Source organism: Brooklawnia sp. (assembly GCF_032229645.1).
Classification (GTDB): Bacteria; Actinomycetota; Actinomycetes; order Propionibacteriales; family Propionibacteriaceae; genus Brooklawnia.
Window position 1 is genome coordinate 1 of record NZ_JAVTWX010000122.1, and the last position, 20,786, is coordinate 20,786.

The following is a 20,786-nucleotide window of genomic DNA, read 5'->3' on the forward strand; positions in this document are numbered from 1 at the left end:
GGTGTCGATGACCCGGTCGTCGCCGAACTCGGTCCACAGGCCCTTGGTGACGCCCATCACGCCGCCGAACGCCTCGATGGTCTCGTCGGGGTTGATGCCACCCTTGCCGCCCCGCTGGTCTTCACCGACGACGATGACGGTCGGATCTTCGCGCATCGCATCGGCCATCGCAGCGCGGATGGCTTCGCGGTAACTCATTGTGGTCATGATGTCGGCTCCCGATCAGTAGGACGCGTAGACGTCGGTGGCTACCTCGGACGCATCGGGCCAGGCAGCGGCTCGTGCGTAGGCGACTGCTTCGTCGACGTCGGCCGCGGCGGCCGCGTCGATGGCGTCGAGTTCGGATCCGTCGATGATGCCTGCCACCTGCTGGCGGAAGATTTTCAGCGGATCCCTGGTGTCCTTGAATTCCTGTAGTTGTTCGGCAGTGCGGTAGAGCCCCGCATCGCCCTCGAAGTGGCCGTAGAAGCGAACCGCTGTTGCCTCGATCGCCGAGGGGCCCTCGCCGGCGCGGGCGCGCTCGACAGCCTGCTTGGCGGCCGCGCGGACGGCGAAGTAGTCGGTGCCGTCGACCTTCACCGCGGGCAACCCGAATGATGCGGCGCGGCCGGCGATGTCGTGCGAACCAACCGCGAAGGCTGCCCCGGTGGCCTCGCCCATACCGTTGTTCTCGAAGACGAAGATGGCCGGCAACTTCAGGACGACGGCCATGTTGAGGGCTTCGAAGGTGGTGCCCTGGTTCGATCCGCCGTCGCCGGTGAAGCTCACCCCGACTCCGTCGGTGCCCAAGGTCTTGGCCGAAAGCGCGGCGCCGATTGCCAGTGGCGGTCCGCCGCCGACGATGCCGTTCGCGCCGAGCATGCCGACCGACAGATCGGCGATGTGCATCGATCCGCCCTTGCCGCGGCAGAGGCCTTCGTCCTTGCCAAAGATCTCGCACATCATCGGACGAACCTCGCAGCCCTTGGCGAGGCAGTGGCCGTGGCCACGGTGGGTGGACGAAATGTAGTCACTCTTGCGCAGGTTGTCGCAGACGCCGACCGCGATGGCCTCTTCGCCCGCGTAGAGGTGGATGAATCCGGGAATGTCGCCGGTGAGGTTCTCGATATGCAAGCGGTCCTCGAAGGCCCGGATGCGGCTCATCCGCTCGTAGGCGCCGAGAAGCTCATCATGCGGATAATCCGCAGGGCCCGGAATTTCAGTATTAGGTGCGCTCATCTGATATCTCCATCGACTCGTGTGAGGCCCCCGCTGTGCGCGGGTTTGATGAGGCTAGCCGCTGGGTGTCGGCCCGACCAGAGCGGCCGTCCGATGCCGCCAGCGAAACCGACGCTGACTATGTCCAACGCGCTGGTGTCACGAACTGCAACGTTGCTCCGCCCGGTGCCCGCTGGCGAGTTCCTGCCGCCCGCAACAGGGGACATGCTTGGATCCAGGCCGTAAGCTGGAGACCACCGACAATGACGCCGAGGTGAACTTTCATGGTCTCCTACGACGTGGCATTCGTGCCATCGGACGAGAAGTCGCACCGTGAGGTGCTGGCGCGGATTCATGCTGCCTGGTGCAGTGGCGAGCGTCCGCCCGCGCAGCCGCGGCCGGTCATTGAACAGTCGTGGCTTCGGATGAAACGCAGCGGCGTGAATCCGGCGAAGGAGCCTGCGGAGATCGCCGACCGGCCGAGCGGTGAGGATGCTCCGATCCTGGCGGTGCTGCCCCTCGTGAAGGGCATGCTCGAACCGCTGCTCGACGACGACGTACTGCTGGTGCTGGCCGATGAGCGCGGCACGGTGCAGTGGCGCGGTGGCGGAAGAAAGATGATGCAAAGCGCCGACCGGCTGGCCTTCCAGCCCGGGCGCCGGTGGTCGGAGCAGGCCGTCGGTACCAACGCGATCGGAACAGCGCTCAGCGCCGGGATCCCCGTCCATGTGCATGCGGCTGAGCATTTCTGCATCAGCCACCATGGCTGGAGCTGCGCCGCGGCCCCGGTGGTGGATCCGCGCTCCGGGCGGCCGTTGGGAGTCATCGATCTGTCGTTTCCGGTGGGAGAGGCGAACCCGATGGCGGTGGCGCTGGTCGCCAGCATCGCGCGTCAGATCGGTGTCGAGTTGAAGGAGACCCACCGGCGGGAGCTGCGCAGGATGGCCGCCTCGGCGCGCACGCCGGCAGCGGGGCAGTGGGCCCTGGTCGACCATTGGGGTTGGGTCGCGGCCAGCGGTGGGATCGCCGCCGCGGACCGCATCCGGCTGCCGGGCATGCCGCTCGACGGGTTCAGCGTCGACGGGCTCGGGCTGGTTCGCGCGGAACCGCTGCACGGCGGCTGGCTGCTGCGTCCGGCGGCATCGAGTGGCACGTCCGTGCAGCTGGAGTTGACGCTGTCGGCGCACCGCTGCTGGTTCACGATCCGGGGCTCAGGCGCCGAGACCATCCACGAATTGCAGGGACGCCGCGCGTCGGTGGTGTCGTGGCTCGCCGATCACAGCGGTGGGGTGAGCGGCCGTGAGTTGGCCGAAGCCATCTATGGCCGCCCGGACGCTCTGGCTGCGGTGCGCGCCGAGATCAGTCGCATCAATCGGGAACTCGGCACGGTCGTGCATTCGCGTCCCTATCGGCTGGCCGAGAGTATCCAGGTGATCGACCGGCGTATGTAACCACGATGTGCCGTTTCAAAGTGAGGAGGCAGCTCCGTCAGCGGCTGGGAGTGATGGCCGGAGACGGGGATGCGGTCGTCGGGTTCGCCTGCTCAATCTTCGCCATCTGCTTATCCCATAGAGCGCGCAGGTCATCGGCGGATGGCGGTTCGGGGGTCTCTTGATCGATGCGGATCATGACAGATCATCGCGGAGCTGGTGAAGCTTGCGAAGCAGATGCGGGACGAATCCACCCGCCCGACGCCGAAGGAGAAGGCGTCGAGTTGGCCCTCGAGCAAGCCGAGCTATTCGCGTCCAACGGAGCTTCGACTGCGTCATGAGGCCGAGCGCCGAGTGAGTGTCAGAAGGGATTCAGAGTCCGCATGCGCGCGGCCCAGTAGTCCTCGATTGTCTTTCGCGGAACGGGCAGACCCGGATCATCGACAACATCGTCCATATAGCCGAGTCCGCGTAGCAGATGAGCAATTGCGGCGTCGGGCACCTTTGGCTGGTACCGCTGAATGAATAATTCCAGCCCGTTTTCCACGCTGATGTCAGTCTGTTGTTCGATCGTCATGATGTCGAAGTAGTCCCGCAGCGCTCCGCGGTCCCCGATGACCTTGAGTTTGGTCGCCATCAGATCAGGGACGGAGGCGATACGGATTCCGGCGAGGACGGCGGGTGCCTCCACATTGCGTTGAGAGCTGGCCTCAAGAAATTGGATCTTGGTACGGTCGAAGATGCCATTCAGCGTCCCGGTTGCCAGCAGTGTCGGGGCGAAGCTTCCCAATTCCGATAGTTGCGCCGCGAGTTGATCCACGTCGAATTCGCGCTCGGTGAAAAAGTCCAGGTCTCGCGAAATGCGGTGCTTGAGATGAACGGCAAGCGCCGTACCACCTGCCAGATATGCGCACTCAGGGACAGCCGGGATGATCGTCGCCCATGCCTCGGCTGTCCCACGCGGAAGAATCTCTCGAATGGACGCCAGGTCGCGGTTGACGCTTGACTCAGGCATCGCGGATGACCAAACGGGCGAGCGATTTAGTTCTGGTATCGACACCGCGGATAGAAATAGCCTTCTCAATCGCTTCAGACGGCAGGTGCTGAAGTGCCCAGAACATTGCCTCACCGCCACCTGAAGTCAGCAGACGGTGAGCCACATAAGTCGCATCTTGGGGAAGGGCCAAGCTGCTTGAATCCGTGTTCCAGAACAGATGTTGGAATTTTCTGGGCAGGTGCCTGGGAGTTGGCGAACGAACCGGAGTGGGGAGCGTCGCCGATCGCGCCGCATGCAAAACCTCGTGCGGCCAAGCCCCCTCATTTCGTGCATGCCAACGGGCCACGTTCATTGCACGACCCCTGGCCTCTACCCTTGACTTGCGTTCAACGAGGTCGTGCTTCTCCAAGTCCTGCAAGATCCTGGACGCAACTGTCGGGCTTGTCCCCGACTTGGTTGCGACCGCGCGCGCTGAGGTCAGGCCTAGTGGAGAACGGATAAGTGCTGCCAAAATGAGCACCTGCTCGCGGGTCGTGCCATCGGGGATGAGCGGGGTGGCTCCGATGGCTCCTGCTATGGCTGCATATGCGCCATGTGGAATCTCTCTGGCCACCCCACGTTTCGTCCGGCTGACATGAAGCTTGTCCAACTCACGATGGACGCGCGGGACGGAAATCCCAAGTCGTCGCGCCAGCTGCGCTGTCGTGTCCATATTGTTATTCTATCAGGCGAGCGACACGCGTCAGTCGTTGCGCCAGGTGGCACAGTGTCTCGAGTTGTTTGTGCATCATGATCGTGTCGCCGAGGGCCAGTATGTTGCGGCGCAGCATCGTGAACCGCCGGCCGATGGGCGAGAACCAGATCGCTGCGACGAGGAAGCGTTCGTGTTGGTCGTCCTCGATCGAGTAGCTGACAACGACGTCGCCGAAGACCCTGAACCAGCCGGTGTCTGGTCGTGTGCGGAGGGTTAGCGAATGACCGGGCTCTGCGGTGACGAGCTTGAAGATGGTCATGAAGGTGTCGCCGGGCTCTATGTCGATCATGGACGTCAGCGGCGTACGTGGGCTGCGGCGTCCGAAGTTGTCGACCCAGTCGTAGCTGTATGGGCTTCGGCGGAGCTGACACAACCATAGGTAGAGGTCATCGGGGTGTGCGGTCGTCTTCCGGCTGCGGACGGCGCGAAGCGAGCGCGGACTATGCGGGACTCGATCGGCGGGTAGCTCGGTGGAGTCCCATCGCTGCCGATGATGGAACGAGGAGTGCGGCCGCATGATTCAGGGCTCCAGAAATTCGGTGACGATGGTGCGGTAAGGGTCGTCCGCACTATTGATCAGGTGACACGCGCGCTACCCAGCCCTCACAGCTGGACCGGGTATGCCGGGTGCGGAATCTCGGGCTTGATCTGTTCGGTGACGAAGATGTCGTACCAGAGCATGAAGACCAGTAGCGTCCAGATTTGGCGGGAGTTGTCGGCCTGGCCCTTGCGGTGGGCGTCCAACATCTCCAACGCGGCGCGGGGATCGATGAACTCGGTCGTCCCGGCATTGGTGATGATCTCGCGGGCCCACTGATAGCCGTAGTCATCGCGCAAATAGACGCGAACAGGCACCGGGAAGCCGAGCTTCTTGCGGTTCAGCACGTGGGCCGGCACGACCGGCTCGAGCGCCTTGCGCATGGCGACCTTTGACTGGTTGCGGGTGATTTTCTGGCCGATGGGGATATGCCTGGCGACCTCGAAGACCTCCTTGTCGAGGAACGGCACCCGCAGTTCGAGCGAGTTGGCCATCGTGACCTTGTCGGCCTTCACCAAGATGTCGCCGCGTAGCCATGTGAACAGGTCGAGATGCTGCATCCGGGCTACCGGGTCCCAGCCCTTCGACAGTTCGTAGATCGGGTCGGTGATGTCGCGGAACGAGCTGGGTGTGTAGTCGCGTAGCACTGCTTCTACCTGTGACTCGCGGAAGTTGCGCGCGTTGCCGTAGTAGCGCTGCTCCAGATCGATTGAGCCGCGCTCCAGCAGGCTCTTGCCACGGAATCCCTGGGGGAGCACCCGGCTGACCGCGGCCAGGCCCTTGCGCAGCGGGTTGGGCAGCGCGGTGAGCGGACGCAGACTCAGTGGTTCGCGGTAGATGTTGTAACCGCCGAACAGCTCGTCCGCGCCCTCACCCGAGAGCACGACCTTCACATGTTTGCGGGCCTCGCGCGCCACGAAGTAGAGCGGCACCAGGGCGGGGTCGGCAACCGGATCGTCCAAATACCAGACGATCAGCGGCAGAGTCTCGCAGAGCTCGGTCTCGCTGACGGTCTTGACGAAGTGCTTGACGCCGATGGCCTCGGCCGATTCGGCCGCTACATCGACCTCTGAGTAGCCCTCGCGCTCGAAACCGGTGGTGAAGGTCAGCAGATCGGGGTTGTACTTCTTCGCCAGCGCGGCGATGGCGGTCGAATCGATGCCACCCGACAGGAACGAACCGACCGTCACATCGGCGCGCATGTGCTTGGAGACCGAATCGTCCAGCACCTCGAGAATCTGCGCGTAGAGTTCGGCCTCTGCCTCGGGGCCGTTCACCCTGGTGGGGGCGAAACGAGGCCGGAAGTAGCGGCTGGTGGTCAGCTCACCGTCGCGCAGCGTGAAGCTGGTGCCCGACTCGATGCGGCGCAGATGCGCGTCCGCGGACTCCGGCTCCGGCACATACTGCAGGACGAGGTAGTGCCGCAGTGCGTCCATGTCGACCTCGGCCGGCCCGGTCAGCGCCCGCAGACTCTTAGCCTCGGACGAGAACCCGAACCCGTCGCCGGTGTCGGCCAGGTAGAGCGGCTTGATGCCGAACCAGTCGCGGGCCCCGAACGCGGTCGTGGTTTCGGTGTCCCAGATGATGAAGGCGAACATGCCGCGCAACTGCTTGACCCAGCCGGGACCGTGATAATGGTAGCCGGCCAGGATCGCTTCGCCGTCGCCCGAGGTGTGGAAGACCGCGTGGTCGTCGGCGGACAGCCGGGCGCGAAGCTCGACGTAGTTGTAGATCTCGCCGTTGAAGACCATCGCGTAGCGCTCCGGATTCTCCGGCGGGCCCCAGCGCAGCGGCTGGTTGGAGCCTTCGATATCGATGATGCTCAGCCGGTTGAAGCCGAAGACCGCTCGGTCGTCATGCCAGACCGCGGTGTCGTCCGGCCCTCGATGACGTTCGCAGACCATGCCTTCGGCTACTTGGCCGACCCGCGCCTCGTCGAGTGCGCCGGTCGAGATGAAGCCCATCAAGCCACACATCGGATACCTACCGTCCTGCCGACCCCGGATGATCGACCGCCAGGTACGGTACCCGACAGCCTCCTAAGACAGTATCGCCGAGTATCGCAACAAAGGGTGGTCAAACCATTTGGCCCCCCGGCATTCGCGCTCGCAACAGGCATGACAGAATCGCCTCATGAGTCCGCGACAAATTGAGGTCTCCGAACCCCGCGAGATTGGTATCACTGAGCTGGTGCTGCGCGACGGCCACCAGAGCCTGCTGGCCACCCGTATGGCCATGGAAGACATGGTCGACGCTTGCGCAGATATTGACGCTGCCGGCTACTGGTCAGTCGAGTGTTGGGGCGGGGCAACCTATGACAGTTGTATCCGTTTCCTGAATGAAGATCCGTGGGAGCGCCTGCGGACCTTCCGTAAGCTGCTGCCGAACAGCCGCCTGCAGATGCTGCTGCGTGGGCAGAATCTGCTCGGCTACCGCCACTACGAGGACGAGGTCGTTGATCGCTTCGTCGATAAGTCGGCCGAGGCCGGCATGGATGTCTACCGTGTCTTCGACGCGATGAACGATCCGCGCAACCTTGAGCGAGCCATGGCTGCCGTGAAGAAGGTCGGCAAGCACGCCCAGGGCACCATCTGCTACACCATCTCCCCGGTCCATACCGTGGAGGGCTACGTCAAGCTCGCTGGTCAGCTGCTCGACATGGGTGCCGATTCGATCGCCTTCAAGGACATGGCCGCACTGCTCAAGCCGCAGCCTGCCTACGACATCGTCAAGGGCATCAAGGACACCTATGGCACCGATGTGCAGATCAACGTGCACTGCCACTCCACCACCGGTGTCACCCAGGTTGCGCTGATGAAGGCCATCGAGGCCGGCGCCGACGTGGTTGACGCGTCGGTCAGTTCGATGTCGCTCGGCCCGGGCCACAACCCGACCGAGTCCGTGGTCGAGATGCTCGAGGGCACCGGATACACCGCCAATATCGACATGGATCGCGTCTACAAGGTGCGCGATCACTTCAAGAAGATTCGCCCGAAGTACGCCGAGTTCGAGTCGAAGACCCTGGTCGACACCAAGATCTTCTCCTCGCAGATCCCCGGCGGCATGCTGTCGAACATGGAGTCTCAGCTGCGCGCACAGGGCGCTGCCGACCGCGTGGACGAGGTCATGGCCGAGGTTCCGGTTTGCCGCAAGGACGCCGGATTCCCGCCGCTGGTTACTCCTTCGTCCCAGATCGTGGGCACTCAGGCCGTCTTCAACGTCCTGATGGGCGACTACAAGGTCATGACCGGTGAGTTCGCCGACATGATGCTCGGCTACTACGGCGCTTCGCCCGCCGAGCGCAATCCGGAGGTCATCGCCAAGGCGCAGGAGCAGGCCAAGAAGGAGCCGATCACCTGCCGTCCGGCCGACCTGCTGGCCCCCGAATGGGATTCGCTGGTCGCGCAGGCGGCGGCGCTCAAGGGCTACGACGGTACCGAAGAGGACGTCCTCACCTACGCGCTCTTCCCGGGTGTCGCACCGACCTTCTTCGAAGCCCGCTCCGAGGGCCCGAAGTCTGTCGCCCGCACCGAGGCGCAGATGAAGGCCGCCGCCGAGGGCCAGGCGAACGCTCTTGCCGGACCGATCAGCTACAACGTCACCGTCAACGGGGCAAGTCACACCGTATCCGTTGAACCGGCCTGAGGGAGATACCTAGATGGCTACGCAAGACACTATGGAAGCACGCCTGGCGCACCTCAATGAGGAGCGGGCACACGTGCAGGCTGGTGGCGGCGAGGCGCGCATCGAGAAGCAGCACGAGAAGGGCAAGCTGACCGCTCGTGAGCGGATCGATGCTTTCACCGACCCGGGTTCGTTCATCGAGACCGGTGCGTTCCGCAAGAACCGCACCACTGCCTTCGGAATGGACAAGGCGGACATGCCCGCCGATGGCGTGGTCACCGGCCACGCCTCGGTGATGGGCCGGCCCGTCTACGTGGCGAGCCAAGACTTCACCGTCGTGGGTGGATCGGCTGGCGAGGTGCACAACACCAAGGTCACCGAGACGATGGAGAGCGCGCTGATGAACGGCGCTCCATTCGTCTTCATCAACGACTCCGGTGGTGCGCGCGTCCAGGAGGGCATCGATTCGCTGTCCGGTTACGGCAAGGTCTTCTTTGCCAACGTCGAGCTGTCCGGTGTCGTGCCGCAGATCTCGATCATCGCCGGCCCGTGTGCAGGTGGTGCGGTCTACAGCCCCGCGCTGACCGACTTCATCATCCAGACCCGCAAGGCCCACATGTTCATCACCGGGCCCGAGGTCATCAAGCAGGTTACCGGTGAGGTCGTCACTCAGGATGCCCTGGGCGGCGCTGATGCTCATCAGGCGATTTCGGGCGTCACCGACTTCGTTGCGGACAACGATGAGCAGGCACTGCTGATCGCCCAGAAGATCCTGAGCTTCCTGCCGCAGAACAACGCGGAGGAGCCGCCGGTTCTCTTCCCGGACGACAACGTCGAACTTCAGCCCGAGGTGCGCACCATCGTCCCGATTGAGGGCAACAAGGGCTACGACGTGCGCGATGTCATCGCCAACCTGGTCGACTACGGTGACTTCCTCGAAGTCAAGGCCGGCTACGCGACAAACATGGTTACCGGATTCGGACGCATCGTCGGACGCTCGGTCGGCTTCATCGCCAACCAGCCGAAGTCGATGTCGGGTGTGCTCGACATCAATGCCTCCGATAAGGCCGCCCGGTTCATCCGCATCTGTGACGCGTACAACATTCCGGTGGTCAACCTGGTCGATGTTCCCGGCTTCCTGCCTGGCGTCGCCCAAGAGCATGGTGGCATCATCCGGCATGGCGCGAAGATGCTCTTCGCGTACTCGGCCGCCACGGTGCCGAAGATCACGGTTGTGCTTCGTAAGGCCTACGGTGGCTCGTACCTCGCCATGTGCTCCAAGGAATTGGGCGCTGACAAGGTGTTTGCCTGGCCGAGTGCAGAGATCGCGGTGATGGGCGCTGACGGTGCTGCGGCGGTGGTCTTCCGTAGGGAGATCAAGTCGGCCGACGATCCCGAGGCCAAGCGCGCCGAGTTGGTGCAGGCCTACCGCGATGAGTTTGCGACACCGTTCGCCTCTGCCGCCCACGGCTACGTGGACGACATCATCGATCCCGCCGATACCCGCCGTCAGATCGCGGTCGCGCTCGCGCTGTCCGCGAACAAGCGGACTCAGCGTCCGCCCAAGAAGCACGGCATTTTCCCGGTCTAGGAGCACAGATGAGTAACGAGACGAGCGATCTGTCGACCGCCGAACTGGCGGCGCTGGTCGAGAAACTGAGCAAGCGGGTAGACGAGCTCGAGGCCGAGGTCGCGAGGATCCGCGCGGAACGTCCGGTTCCGGAAGAGGACCTGATGGTGATCGCGGCTGCTGCAGCTGCCTACATGGGCTATAAGGGCACCGTGAAGGCCGTCAGCTACGCAAGCCATACCGGCTGGAGCGCGGCGAGCCGTCGCGCACGCACGACGAACAATTCGCGGGGCACGATGCCAGTGGCATCTGTGTGACCGGTGTCTGGTTGATGAACTGAAAGAGGAATGACATGCGTCTCAAGATGACAGTCAACGGCACCGAATACGTCGTTGATGTTGAAGCTGAGCAGGAGGTCCGGGCTGTTCCGGCTCCGATCGTGATCGGTGGTGGGCCGATGTCTGCGCCCACTCGCCAGACCGCTTCGGTACCCGGTTCCGCCGCCAACGCGATCACCGCGCCGCTCGCCGGTTCGGTGGCCCGCATTCTGGTGAAGGAGGGCGACAAGGTCGAGGCCGGCCAGGTCGTCATCGTCCTGGAAGCCATGAAGATGGAAACCGAGATCACCGCGCCCAGCGATGGCACTGTGGACTCGGTCTTGGTCGAGGTACGCGAGGCCGTCCAGGGTGGTCAGGCTCTGGTCACGCTCGCCTGAGCTTTGGTCTGAATCTCACCTTTCAGGGGTGCTGGTTGTCCTCAGGGACGACTGGCACCCCTGATTGCTCTCTGAGTGGCTGCCGGAAGTGGCAGCGGCTGCCGGAATGCGCGGGCCTGCGTCCGAGTGGCTGCCGGAAGTGGCAGTGGCTGCCGGAATGCGTAGGCCTGCGTCCGAGTGGCTGCCGGAAGTGGCAGTGGCTGCCGAATGATCGCTGGCGGCTGTTATTCGGGGTAGCCGCTGCGCTTTGCGCTGTGCAGATCGCTAGCGGCTGTTACTCGGGGTAGCCGCTGCCTTTGCGGTCCGGCGGCTCCGGGCCCGCTCCAAGACCAAGACGGTCGCCCCCGCCGCGAGGGGCAGGCTCGCGGCCACGAACCAGGGCCACCAGACGATCGTCGGCGTGCCGGTCTGGACGAAGTCGACTGCGGCGCCGAACGGCTGCGTCCGGGCCGCGACCACGAACGCGTCACCCACGGGAAGGACGCCGAACGCGAAGCTGCGGCCATCGAGGGCCTGCAGTCCGGGCCAGGGCAGCGGCATCCCGAATAACTCGGCCTCCTGACCCAGCCGCGCTGCCAGCACGGTGTCTGCGTTGGCCAGCGCAGCGCCCAGCGTCACCGCGGACGCGGAGAGCGATACCCCCGCGATCAGCGGACCCGAATCGACGTCGCCGGGCTGATTGCCTGCGGCGAGAGGGTACTCGCGGACCCCGACCAGCCCGTAGACGCGAGTGACGAACTGGCTCGTGAAGCTCGCCCACTCGGCATCGGCCACGGCAGCATCGATGTCGCGCAGGTAGCTGTTGATGATGGCCTGCGATGAGCCACGAGCCCCCGAAACCAAACTGCCGCCGAGTGCCCTGAACTGGTGGCCGAGCAGTCCGGTGGCCGGATCGCGCCAGCCTTCCATCCCTTCCAGCAGTCGCTCGGTGGCCTCGTCCAGACCGTCGATCGGCTGCAGGCGCGCCGCCTGATGAATCGCCGCCCAGGCCACCACCAGATCGCAGGGCCAGGCTTGCCCAGGGTATGAGGTCAACGGGGGCTGGCCGGGCGCGTCGAGTGCGGCCAGCAACTGGGTGGCCTCATCATGCACCTGCGCCAGTTGTGCTGGATCTGAGGTAACCGCTGCTTGCTGCACGAGGAGCAACAGTCGCCAACCGTGATAGAACGCCCCGTGCGGCACCCCACGATGCCCGGTGCCGAATTGCGCCGCGACCTCTGGCCGGGCAGTGGCGGCCACTGCGGCTGTCACGACCGCCATGTTCTGATCGGGGTTCTCGCCCTCTGCCGCCAGTCGTCCCGCTGAGAGCCCGGTAAGCGTCCAGGTGAAGAACTCACCCTCGGGAAAATAGGCCTGCATCTTCGCGCCGGCACCCGCGTCCAGTGCGCGGGCGAGCGTCCGCACATGGGCTGCCTCCCGCGAGGGTTGGCTGATCGGAGCGAGCCGGGCGCTGGCCAGATGCCACCAGCCGAGTGCTCCGAGGAGCAGCAGCATCGCAGCGATGGCTGCCACCCAACGCCTCACCGGCCGTCTCGCGCTTCCGGAGCGGCTATTGGAGTGGCCTTAGTAAGCGCCGGAGCTATTGAGTGAGCCTCAGTCACGCGCGACTTTCCAGTTGGACGCCTGGGCTCGCGGCCTGATCACCAAGCGGTCGATATTCACGTACTCGGACAATGTGGAGATCCAGCGAACGCACTCGGCGATGTCTTCGGCGACGAGCGGCTGGTCGACCCCGGCATAGACGGCGTCCGCCTTGGCCTGATCTCCGTTGAACCGAACCAGTGAGAACTCGCCGGTGTGCACCATGCCGGGGCTGATCTCGCAGACCCGCACCGGGCGTCCGGCGAGCTCCAGACGCAACGAGCCGGCCATGTAGCGTTCGGCCGACTTGACACCGCAGTAACCGCCGCCACCCTCATAGGCGGTCTCGGCCGCTGTCGAGGTGATAAAGATGAACGCGCCGTGGGCTGCTTCGACCGCACCCAATAGCGCCTGCGTCACGCGCAGGGTGCCGGCGACGTTGATCTGGTACATCTTCTCCCAGTCGGCGACGTTGGCGGTCTCGATCGGGTCTTGCCCCACGGCTCCGCCGGCGTTGTTAAGCACCAGATCGCAGCGCGGTCCCACCGCAGCGGCCAGGGCGTCCACCTGGGTTTGGACGGTGACATCGCAGGCGATCGCCACGCCGTCGATCTCATCGGCCAGTGCGGTGAGCTGCTCGATGCGCCGAGCCGCGCAGAAAACCTTGAATCCCTCGGCCGCTAATGCCCGGGCACTTGCGGCTCCGATGCCGCTGGAAGCACCCGTGACGACTGCGATCTTTTGTTCGTTCGGGGCAGTAGGCAGATGGCTCATGCTTCCCATTGTGTCTTACGGTCGTACACGACGACCACCGGGCCAGGCGCCTGCAAGGATCCTCCAGCCCCAAGTTCTCGAGGCCGGTGCGCCTACTTGGTTGCGCCGGGCAGCCAGACCGCCGACCAGCCGATGATCGGCTCGTGCCAGTCCTTGGCTGGTGTATTGATCGACATGGTACCGACACCGGTGCTGGCGCCGTTGCTGTAGATCTGGCCGTCGCCTGCATACATGGCCACGTGTCCGAAGGGGTTTCCGCTGGGCAGACCGTCGTACCAGATGAGAGCACCGACGGGGATGTCGGTCATGTCGGTATGCATCATGCCCGCTGCGGAGATGACTCCGGCGGCGTCCTGGGCGCTGGCGATGCCGGCGCTGGAATAACCGTAGAAGGCGGAGACGAGAGCGAGGCACATATTGCCGTAGTTCTGGTTGCCGACCATGGACGCGGCGGTCGCCATCGCCTCTTGAGGCGTCTTCGGGGCGAGCTGGCCGGGGGCGGTAATGCCTTCGATGGTGGGCGCGGCGGTCAGCGCCATCACGGGCTGGCTGGCGGCCATCTCCTTGAGATCGGGGCGCGCGCTGTCGCGGCTGACCTCGTCCAGCCGTGAGGTGACCAGTGCCTCGGGGTTCGCAGTGCTGAAGATCGAGTCCGGGTTGATGCTGTCGTCCGCCGAAACGGCCTGAACGGACATACCCACACCAGTGAAGGTGATCGCGGCTGCCAGCCCGAGCATGCCCATGGTGCCGCGGCGGCGGCGGACCTTGCGGGCGACGAAGGCGCTGGGGGCCGGGGCAACACTGGATCCGGTAGCCAAGATGGCAGTCGTGTCCAGGGTTTCGGTGGGGATTTCGGCTTCAAGGGCTTCCGCCGCACGCATCGCTTCGGCGGCGCGGGCCACCGGACCAGCGATGGCCGCGACCAGGACGGCGTTCTGAGCGGCCGCGACCGAGTCCATCGCGCGGCGGGCCTGGCAACGTCGGGGAGCGGCGAACTCGTCGATGGTGATCTGGTCGACGGTGTCGATCACTGCGCGCCGGGCGCCGGCACTGCTGCTGTGCGGCAGCGCGCGACTGGCGGTGTACGCCGCAGAACGCGCGGGGGTGTACGCAGCGGAACGCGTCGCCAAGTAAGGAGCCGGATCAGTGCTACCGGAGATCTGGTCGCCGGTGTCTACCGGAAGTGCCCTTGCTGCAGCCATCTTTTCCTCAACAACCCAACTTCGGGTTGTTTGCGCAACCCATCACGCTTGATTGAATCTTGTTCAAATCTGAGAGAAGCCCTCGGTTTCTTAAGGAATCTTAAGGCTCCGGATCCAGATGAGCAAACTGGGGTGCCCTTCTTTGCCTGTGAGTTCCTGTGAGGGCAGTCGGCCGGTGGTGTGGCCGAGGCCGAATCAACAAGCAAAATCATCTGCGATCAGCCATTCCCAGAAGCGAGCGCGTCGTTAGGATTGGCTCATGACCTACAAGCTCATCCTGCTCCGCCACGGCGAGAGCGAATGGAACTCCCTGAACCTGTTCACCGGCTGGGTGGATGTCGATCTGTCTGACAAGGGTGTCGCAGAGGCCAAGCACGGCGGCGAGCTGCTAGCCGAGCAGGGCCTACTCCCCGACAAGCTGCACACCTCCCTGCTACGCCGCGCGATCCACACTGCCTATCTCGCCCTGGACAACTGCGACCGTCACTGGATCCCGGTGCAGCGCTCGTGGCGGCTCAACGAGCGGCACTACGGTGCGCTGCAGGGTCTCAACAAGGCCGACACCTTGGAGAGGTACGGCGAGACGCAGTTCATGCAGTGGCGCCGCAGCTACGATGTGCCGCCGCCACTGCTCGACGAGGATGCCGAGTACTCGCAGTTCAGCGATCCGCGCTACGCCGACATCCCTGCCGACGAACGTCCGCGCACCGAATGCCTCAAGGACGTCGTCGCCCGCATGCTGCCGTATTGGGAATCGGACATCAAGCCCGACCTCGCCGCCGGTCAGACCGTGATTGTTGCGGCGCACGGCAACTCGCTGCGCGCATTGGTCAAGCACCTCGACGACATCTCGGACGATGCAATCGCCGCGCTGAACATCCCGACCGGTATCCCGTTGCTCTACGAACTGGACGACGACTTCAAGCCGGTGACTCGTGGCGGTCGCTACCTCGACCCCGAGGCGGCCGAGGCCGGCCAGAAGGCTGTGGCCAACCAGGGCAAGAAGTAGGGACCCTCCACGCCGACCGAGTCGTCCGCCGAATCAAGGCAGCCGCGACTCGACCGGCCACACAAGAACGGGGCCGGGCGCATCCGACTGGACGCGCCCGGCCCCGTCGCTTTGGTCTGGCTGAGGCTGGCAGTCGCTGCCGGTTCATAGGGCGTCTTGAATCTGCTTCGGCACCTCCGCAGGAGTAGTTACGGCCCGGATCCTATAGACCACGGGCATACTCGAAGACCTGCGCAGAAGCTACTGCAGTCGTGGATGACTGGCTGCTACTGTGAGCGGCAACGGGTCTGGGCGGCGGTGACGCCGGTTCTTCCCGGACTACCCAAACATCGTGCACATGAACAGGGGTCAAATCTTGAGTGCATCAACTGCCGCGCCTAAGGGCGCACGAGTAGCAGTCCAGAAGTTCGGGACCTTCCTCTCGGGCATGATCATGCCGAACATTCCCGCGCTGATCGCGTGGGGCCTGCTGACGGCCTTCTTCATCCCGGCCGGTTGGGCGCCGAACGAGGGCCTGGCCCTGATGGTCGGGCCCACCATCCACTACCTGCTTCCGCTGATCATCGCCAATACCGGCGGACGCATGGTCTACGACTTCCGCGGCGGCGTCGTCGGCACCCTCGGCACCATGGGTGCCATCGTCGGGTCCGACTACCTGATCGCCCAATTCAACGCAACGCTTCCCGCCGATGCGGCTCAGCTCGGCGAGATCCACATGTTCATCGGCGCAATGATCATGGGCCCGCTAGGCGCTTGGGTGATGAAGAAGCTCGACGCACTGTGGGCGGGCAAGGTCAAGGCCGGCTTCGAGATGCTGGTCGACATGTTCTCTGCGGGCATCGTTGGCTTCCTGCTGATGCTCTTCAGCTTCGCTGTCATCGCCCGGATCGTCAACTTCATCATGGACGTGCTCGGTTCCGGTGTGGACTGGCTGATCAATGCGCACCTGCTGCCGTTGGTCAGCATCATCATCGAGCCGGCGAAGGTCTTCTTCCTGAACAACGCCATCAACCACGGCGTGCTGACCCCGCTTGGCACCGCCCAGGCGTCCGAGACCGGCAAGTCGATCCTCTTCTTGCTGGAAGCCAACCCTGGCCCCGGCCTTGGCCTGCTGCTGGCCTACAGCTTCTTCGGTCTGGGCGCGGCGAAGGCCTCGGCTCCCGGCGCCGCGATCATCCAGTTCTTCGGCGGCATCCACGAGATCTACTTCCCGTACGTGTTGATGAAGCCCTCGCTGTTGATCGCGATGATCCTCGGCGGTATGACCGGCGTCACCACCAACATGATCTTCGGCTCCGGCCTGCGGGCCCCGGCAGCACCGGGATCCTTCCTGGCAGTCATGGCACAGACCGCGCCCGGATCCTATGTCGGCGTGATTCTCTCGGTGGTATTCGCGGCTGCGGTCACGTTCCTCGTTGCATCGGTCATCTTGAGAGGGTCCCGCAAGCGGGACATCGAGCGCGGCGAGGCAGGCGATCTGTCGGCGGCGATCGCTGCGACCGAGGTCAACAAGGGCAAGAAGTCTGCCGCGCTCTCCTCGCTCGGTGGGACCACCAAGACGGCCACAACCCCCATCACTTCGATCGTCTTCGCATGCGATGCGGGTATGGGTTCCAGCGCCATGGGCGCCAGCGTGCTGCGCAAGAAGGTCAAGGACGCCGGCTTCGACGGTGTGACGGTGGTCAACAAGGCCGTCCGAAACCTGGAGGACAACGTCGACGTGCTGGTGACCCAGCGCGAACTCAGCGAACGCGCGGTGGCTCTCGCTCCGAGTGCGATCCTGGTCACCGTCGACAACTTCATGAACTCGCCGCGCTACGACGAGGTCGTCCAGATGGTCGTCGATTCCTACGCCGGTGGGGATGCCGAGGCCGCTCCCGCAGCGTCGGCCGCCGCGGCGGCCGCCCCGCAGCGAGCCGCCGGCACTGCTTCCGAAGTGCTGGCCGCCAAATCGGTGGTGCTCTTTGGCACGGCAACCGATGCCGACTCGGCGATCACCGAAGCCGGCAATCTGCTGGTGCGCACCGGTGGTGTGGACCCGAGCTACGTCGATGCCATGCATGAGCGTGAGCGGCTCGTCTCGACCTACATGGGCAACTTCCTGGCGATCCCGCATGGCACCAATGAGGCCAAGGACTCGGTGAAGCGTTCGACCATGTCGTTCGTCCGCTACCCGAACGGCATCGACTGGAACGGCAACGACGTCAAGTTCGTCGTCGGCATCGCGGGCGTCAACAACACGCACATGGAGATTCTGCAGAAGGTGGCCATCACCTTCAGCAACCTGAACCAGGTGGAGAAGCTTCTGGAGGCTACCTCTGTGGACGAGGTCATTGCGATCCTCGGGGAGGCCTGAGCATGCGTGCGGTTCACTTCGGTGCCGGCAACATCGGACGCGGCTTCGTCGGCCTGCTGCTGGCTGAGGCGGGCTACGAACTCGTCTTCGCCGACGTGGCCGACCAGTTGATCGAAGAGCTTCAGGGTGCCGACTCCTACCAGGTGCATGAGGTGGGTGACGAACTGCGCACTCACGAGGTGCGCGGCTTCGCCGCCATCAACTCGGCGAAGGATCCCGAGTCGCTGACCGCGGCGCTTGCGTCCGCAGATGTGATCACCACCGCTGTGGGCGTTTCGATTCTGAAGTTCGTGGCACCGGCCATCGCGGCCGGCATCGCCGCTCGTTCCGCCGGCGCTCCGCGTGTCGCGGTAATGGCTTGTGAGAACGCCATCGGCGGTACCGACATCCTGCAGGCCGAGATCCGCTCGCGCTATGCGGGGGACGATCTGGACGAGCGGGCGGTCTTCGCCAATACGGCGGTCGACCGGATCGTTCCTGCACAGGATCCGGGACTCGACGTCACGGTGGAGAACTACTACGAGTGGGCCATCGAGACCGGGCCGTTCGGCGATCAGCGACCCGAGATCCCTGGCGTCACCTGGGTGCCGGATCTTGCGCCCTATATCGAGCGCAAGCTGTTCACCGTGAACACCGGGCATGCCACCACGGCGTACTTCGGCTACGCGGCAGGCGTGCGTAAGATCTCGGACGCGCTCGCCGACCCGGACACCCAGGCCAAGGTTGCTGCCGTGCTCGCCGAGACTCGTTCGCTGCTCGTCGCCAAGTACGGATTCGACCAGGTGGAGCTGGAGGCCTACGCGGACAAGATCATGCGCCGTTTCGCCAATCCGTACCTGCCTGACACGGTTGAACGTGTCGGACGTTCGCCGCTGCGCAAACTGTCGCGTAACGACCGCTTCGTGGGGCCCGCGTCGCAGCTGGCCGAACGCGGGCTGTCGTCGGATGCCCTGCTGGCGGCGATGGGTGCGGTGTTGCGCTTCGACTATGCGGACGATCCCGAAGCCGTCGAACTGCAGCGGCTGCTGGTCACCGAGCCCGCCGAGGTCGTCGTCAGCTCCGTCACCGGGCTGGAGATCGATCACCCGCTCTATCCGGCGGTGCTGGACGTGGTGAAGTCGGCGCAGGGCTGAGCACGCCCGGAACCGATCAATGAAGGTGAGGGGCACGGTCGAATGACCGTGCCCCTCACCTTCGGGCGTTGTACGAATTAGGCTGGTCGCGTCGCGGTCTGCGCACCGGCTTCGGCCACGCGGGGTTCGCGGCGGTGTATCAGCGAAGCCGCAACGCTGCGGGCATCCCGGCCGCGTGTCGAGATTGCTGCTCGACTACTTTTGACCATGACGCACACTCCAGAAGGGTTTCCACCATGACTGAGCCGCAGCCGACGCCGTTGGTCGTCGCTTTCACCGCCAACCCGAGCCTCGACCGGACGATCGCGCTCGATGATCAGCTGCGTCGCGGCGAGGTTCAGCGCGCGGTGTCCATCACCGAGCAGGCCGCAGGAAAGGGCATCAACGTCGCCCGGGTGGTGGCCGGATCGGGCTGTCAGGTGATCGCGGTCTGCGGCGGTCTGGACGATGAGTACACGATGCTTGCAGGTCGGGCCGCCGAGCCGATGCCGATTCGCGGCATCAAGCTGACCGCCGAGCAGCATGTGCGCGGCAACACCACGGTCACCGAGCCGAGCGGTGTGACCACGAAGCTGAACGGGCCGGGACCGAAGCTGAGCGCCGCTCAGGTCGCCGAGGCGTCGCTGTTGCTGATGGACGCGGCCGAGGGCGCGTCGTGGGTAGCGCTGTCGGGCTCGCTGCCCCCCGGCGCCCCCGTGGACTGGTACGCGAGGCTGGTCGACGGGCTGCACGCCACCGGCGCCAAGATCGCGGTCGACACCTCGGACGCCAGCCTGGATGCGGTCCTCGATGCGCTGCCGGGTGGATACTTCGATCTCATCAAGCCGAATTCCGATGAGCTGGCGCAGTTGACCGGCGGCGACGCGGTCGCCTTCGAGCGGGCCGCGGAGGCCGGGCAACTGGATGAGATCGTCGACGCGGCCACCGCACTGCACGCCCGCGGCATCGCCAACGTGCTGGTCACCCTCGGCGGCTCCGGGGCAGTACTGGTCAATGCCGAGGGCGCCTGGTATGCGTCTGCCCCGAAGATCACGGTGGCGAGCACCGTGGGCGCGGGGGACTCCTCGGTGGCAGGCTTCATCCTGGCCGATGTGGCGGGTAAGTCGGCCGCCGAATCCCTGGCCAGCGCGATCGCCTACGGTTCAGCCGCGGCGTCCCTGCCCGGCACCACACTGCCTCGTCCGGATGATCTGCCTGCCAGCCCGGTGGTCTGCACCAGGCTGAGATAGCCAGACCCGGCCTAGGTAGACGGCCAGTTCTCGCCCTCGGGCAGGTCGCCGGTGATGATGTAGATGATCCGGCGGCCCATCGAGACCGCATGGTCGGCGATCCGCTCGTAGTAGCGTCCGAGCAGCGCGACATCCACCGCGCTCTCGACACCGTCGTTCCACTCGTCGCCGAGGATCACTCGGAACTGCTCGCTGCGCAGGTCGTCCATCACCTCGTCTTCTTCGGCCAGCTTCTTGGCCTCTTCGAGGTTGCGCTCGGCCAGCACTCGTCCAACATTGCCCACCATCTCCTGGGCGACCCGCGACATCTCGGTGAAGTTGTGATTGAGCGCTTCCGGCACGGCATGTTCGGGATAGCGAAGCCGTGCGATCTTGGCCACATGCGCGGCGAGGTCGCCCATCCGGCCGAGCGCCGCCACCATCTGAATGACCGCCACCAGGGTGCGCAGTTCGCCTGCCACCGGAGCCTGGCGCGCCAGTATGGTGAACGCACGCATTTCGAGTTCGTCATGCATCGCATCGATGCGGGTGTCACCGCTGATGACCCGTTCGGCCAGCTGCAGGTCAGCTTGCAGCAACGCGCGGGTGGCGTCCCGCACGGCGATCTGAATGCTGTCGGACATCACGACCAGTTCGTTGACGACGCTTTCAAGGTCACTTTGATAGATCTTGCGCAC

Annotated in this window: 19 protein-coding genes and 1 pseudogene; 9 read left to right on the top strand and 11 right to left on the bottom strand. The window is 64.7% G+C overall.

The genetic code is table 11. The features are described 5' to 3' along the window. Nucleotides 1–198, bottom strand: a pseudogene (locus AAFP05_RS09270) (alpha-ketoacid dehydrogenase subunit beta); the annotation flags it as partial. A gap of 24 nt (nucleotides 199–222) precedes the next feature. Then, the gene (locus AAFP05_RS09275; protein WP_341729576.1) at nucleotides 223–1,218 is read right to left on the bottom strand and encodes a thiamine pyrophosphate-dependent dehydrogenase E1 component subunit alpha; all 996 of its coding nucleotides are present in this window, start codon (nucleotides 1,216–1,218) and stop codon (nucleotides 223–225) included. Nucleotides 1,219–1,481: 263 nt separating this feature from the next. On the opposite strand from AAFP05_RS09275, the gene AAFP05_RS09280 reads away from it, so the two are divergent. Next, a complete protein-coding gene (locus AAFP05_RS09280) occupies nucleotides 1,482–2,648 on the top strand; it encodes a GAF domain-containing protein (RefSeq protein ID WP_341729577.1) in 1,167 nt (388 codons plus the stop codon). A gap of 37 nt (nucleotides 2,649–2,685) precedes the next feature. Here the strand turns inward: AAFP05_RS09280 and AAFP05_RS09285 are convergent, their stop codons facing one another. The 5 genes from AAFP05_RS09285 to asnB all read right to left on the bottom strand — a co-directional run bounded on the left by AAFP05_RS09285 (nucleotide 2,686) and on the right by asnB (nucleotide 6,880). Beyond that, nucleotides 2,686–2,826, bottom strand: coding sequence for a hypothetical protein (locus AAFP05_RS09285; RefSeq protein ID WP_341729578.1), 141 nt, complete (start codon nucleotides 2,824–2,826; stop codon nucleotides 2,686–2,688). 162 nt (nucleotides 2,827–2,988) lie between these two features. Further along, on the bottom strand, nucleotides 2,989–3,642 hold the full coding sequence (locus AAFP05_RS09290) for a nucleotidyl transferase AbiEii/AbiGii toxin family protein (protein ID WP_341729579.1): 654 nt from the start codon (nucleotides 3,640–3,642) through the stop codon (nucleotides 2,989–2,991). Next, nucleotides 3,635–4,336, bottom strand: coding sequence for a helix-turn-helix domain-containing protein (locus tag AAFP05_RS09295; RefSeq protein WP_341729580.1), 702 nt, complete (start codon nucleotides 4,334–4,336; stop codon nucleotides 3,635–3,637). Before AAFP05_RS09295 ends, AAFP05_RS09290 begins: the two co-directional genes overlap by 8 nt. A 4-nt stretch (nucleotides 4,337–4,340) precedes the next feature. Next, nucleotides 4,341–4,667 (bottom strand): hypothetical protein, encoded by a 327-nt coding sequence (locus AAFP05_RS09300; RefSeq protein WP_341729581.1) that lies wholly within the window; start codon nucleotides 4,665–4,667, stop codon nucleotides 4,341–4,343. Between the two features lie 314 nt (nucleotides 4,668–4,981). Next, entirely contained in the window at nucleotides 4,982–6,880 is a 1,899-nt protein-coding gene (gene asnB, locus AAFP05_RS09305) for an asparagine synthase (glutamine-hydrolyzing) (protein WP_341729582.1), read from the bottom strand. 169 nt (nucleotides 6,881–7,049) lie between these two features. Between asnB and AAFP05_RS09310 the strand changes: the two genes are divergently transcribed. From AAFP05_RS09310 to AAFP05_RS09325, 4 genes are read left to right on the top strand one after another with little or no spacing between them, the layout of a single operon-like run. Next, the gene (locus AAFP05_RS09310; RefSeq protein WP_341729583.1) at nucleotides 7,050–8,561 is read left to right on the top strand and encodes a methylmalonyl-CoA carboxytransferase subunit 5S; all 1,512 of its coding nucleotides are present in this window, start codon (nucleotides 7,050–7,052) and stop codon (nucleotides 8,559–8,561) included. 13 nt (nucleotides 8,562–8,574) lie between these two features. Continuing rightward, the gene (locus AAFP05_RS09315) at nucleotides 8,575–10,131 is read left to right on the top strand and encodes an acyl-CoA carboxylase subunit beta (RefSeq protein WP_341729584.1); all 1,557 of its coding nucleotides are present in this window, start codon (nucleotides 8,575–8,577) and stop codon (nucleotides 10,129–10,131) included. A gap of 8 nt (nucleotides 10,132–10,139) precedes the next feature. After that, entirely contained in the window at nucleotides 10,140–10,427 is a 288-nt protein-coding gene (locus AAFP05_RS09320; RefSeq protein WP_341729585.1) for a hypothetical protein, read from the top strand. Nucleotides 10,428–10,462: 35 nt separating this feature from the next. After that, a complete protein-coding gene (locus AAFP05_RS09325; protein WP_341729586.1) occupies nucleotides 10,463–10,825 on the top strand; it encodes a biotin/lipoyl-containing protein in 363 nt (120 codons plus the stop codon). A 264-nt stretch (nucleotides 10,826–11,089) separates the two neighbouring features. Here AAFP05_RS09325 and AAFP05_RS09330 read toward each other — a convergent pair whose 3' ends face one another. From AAFP05_RS09330 to AAFP05_RS09340, 3 genes are all read right to left on the bottom strand, one after another. Then, nucleotides 11,090–12,337 carry a hypothetical protein gene (locus tag AAFP05_RS09330; protein WP_341729587.1) on the bottom strand — a complete coding sequence of 416 codons (1,248 nt, stop codon included), beginning with the start codon at nucleotides 12,335–12,337 and terminating at the stop codon, nucleotides 11,090–11,092. 81 nt (nucleotides 12,338–12,418) lie between these two features. Further along, nucleotides 12,419–13,180, bottom strand: a complete 762-nt coding sequence (locus AAFP05_RS09335) for an SDR family oxidoreductase (protein ID WP_341729588.1) — start codon at nucleotides 13,178–13,180, stop codon at nucleotides 12,419–12,421. Nucleotides 13,181–13,272: 92 nt separating this feature from the next. After that, on the bottom strand, nucleotides 13,273–14,382 hold the full coding sequence (locus AAFP05_RS09340; RefSeq protein WP_341729589.1) for a hypothetical protein: 1,110 nt from the start codon (nucleotides 14,380–14,382) through the stop codon (nucleotides 13,273–13,275). 259 nt (nucleotides 14,383–14,641) lie between these two features. Between AAFP05_RS09340 and AAFP05_RS09345 the strand changes: the two genes are divergently transcribed. The 4 genes from AAFP05_RS09345 (at nucleotide 14,642) to AAFP05_RS09360 (ending at nucleotide 20,109) form a co-directional block, all read left to right on the top strand. Further along, a complete protein-coding gene (locus tag AAFP05_RS09345) occupies nucleotides 14,642–15,391 on the top strand; it encodes a phosphoglyceromutase (RefSeq protein ID WP_341729590.1) in 750 nt (249 codons plus the stop codon). A 355-nt stretch (nucleotides 15,392–15,746) separates the two neighbouring features. Then, the gene (locus AAFP05_RS09350) at nucleotides 15,747–17,747 is read left to right on the top strand and encodes a PTS mannitol transporter subunit IICBA (protein WP_341729591.1); all 2,001 of its coding nucleotides are present in this window, start codon (nucleotides 15,747–15,749) and stop codon (nucleotides 17,745–17,747) included. A gap of 2 nt (nucleotides 17,748–17,749) precedes the next feature. After that, complete coding sequence (locus AAFP05_RS09355) at nucleotides 17,750–18,880, top strand: mannitol-1-phosphate 5-dehydrogenase (RefSeq protein ID WP_341729592.1); 1,131 nt, start codon at nucleotides 17,750–17,752, stop codon at nucleotides 18,878–18,880. Between the two features lie 236 nt (nucleotides 18,881–19,116). Next, entirely contained in the window at nucleotides 19,117–20,109 is a 993-nt protein-coding gene (locus AAFP05_RS09360) for a 1-phosphofructokinase family hexose kinase (protein WP_341729593.1), read from the top strand. A gap of 11 nt (nucleotides 20,110–20,120) precedes the next feature. Here the strand turns inward: AAFP05_RS09360 and phoU are convergent, their stop codons facing one another. Next, on the bottom strand, nucleotides 20,121–20,786 hold the full coding sequence (phoU, locus tag AAFP05_RS09365) for a phosphate signaling complex protein PhoU (RefSeq protein ID WP_341729594.1): 666 nt from the start codon (nucleotides 20,784–20,786) through the stop codon (nucleotides 20,121–20,123).

Excerpts from the sequence above, each read along its gene's own strand:
- AAFP05_RS09275 (WP_341729576.1), bottom strand. The coding sequence starts at position 1,218 with ATGAGCGCACCTAATACTGAAATTCCGGGCCCTGCGGATTATCCGCAT.
- AAFP05_RS09280 (WP_341729577.1), top strand. The coding sequence starts at position 1,482 with ATGGTCTCCTACGACGTGGCATTCGTGCCATCGGACGAGAAGTCGCAC.
- AAFP05_RS09285 (WP_341729578.1), bottom strand. The coding sequence starts at position 2,826 with ATGATCCGCATCGATCAAGAGACCCCCGAACCGCCATCCGCCGATGAC.
- AAFP05_RS09290 (WP_341729579.1), bottom strand. The coding sequence starts at position 3,642 with ATGCCTGAGTCAAGCGTCAACCGCGACCTGGCGTCCATTCGAGAGATT.
- AAFP05_RS09295 (WP_341729580.1), bottom strand. The coding sequence starts at position 4,336 with ATGGACACGACAGCGCAGCTGGCGCGACGACTTGGGATTTCCGTCCCG.
- AAFP05_RS09300 (WP_341729581.1), bottom strand. The coding sequence starts at position 4,667 with ATGATCGACATAGAGCCCGGCGACACCTTCATGACCATCTTCAAGCTC.
- asnB (WP_341729582.1), bottom strand. The coding sequence starts at position 6,880 with ATGGGCTTCATCTCGACCGGCGCACTCGACGAGGCGCGGGTCGGCCAA.
- AAFP05_RS09310 (WP_341729583.1), top strand. The coding sequence starts at position 7,050 with ATGAGTCCGCGACAAATTGAGGTCTCCGAACCCCGCGAGATTGGTATC.
- AAFP05_RS09315 (WP_341729584.1), top strand. The coding sequence starts at position 8,575 with ATGGCTACGCAAGACACTATGGAAGCACGCCTGGCGCACCTCAATGAG.
- AAFP05_RS09320 (WP_341729585.1), top strand. The coding sequence starts at position 10,140 with ATGAGTAACGAGACGAGCGATCTGTCGACCGCCGAACTGGCGGCGCTG.
- AAFP05_RS09325 (WP_341729586.1), top strand. The coding sequence starts at position 10,463 with ATGCGTCTCAAGATGACAGTCAACGGCACCGAATACGTCGTTGATGTT.
- AAFP05_RS09335 (WP_341729588.1), bottom strand. The coding sequence starts at position 13,180 with ATGAGCCATCTGCCTACTGCCCCGAACGAACAAAAGATCGCAGTCGTC.
- AAFP05_RS09340 (WP_341729589.1), bottom strand. The coding sequence starts at position 14,382 with ATGGCTGCAGCAAGGGCACTTCCGGTAGACACCGGCGACCAGATCTCC.
- AAFP05_RS09345 (WP_341729590.1), top strand. The coding sequence starts at position 14,642 with ATGACCTACAAGCTCATCCTGCTCCGCCACGGCGAGAGCGAATGGAAC.
- AAFP05_RS09355 (WP_341729592.1), top strand. The coding sequence starts at position 17,750 with ATGCGTGCGGTTCACTTCGGTGCCGGCAACATCGGACGCGGCTTCGTC.
- AAFP05_RS09360 (WP_341729593.1), top strand. The coding sequence starts at position 19,117 with ATGACTGAGCCGCAGCCGACGCCGTTGGTCGTCGCTTTCACCGCCAAC.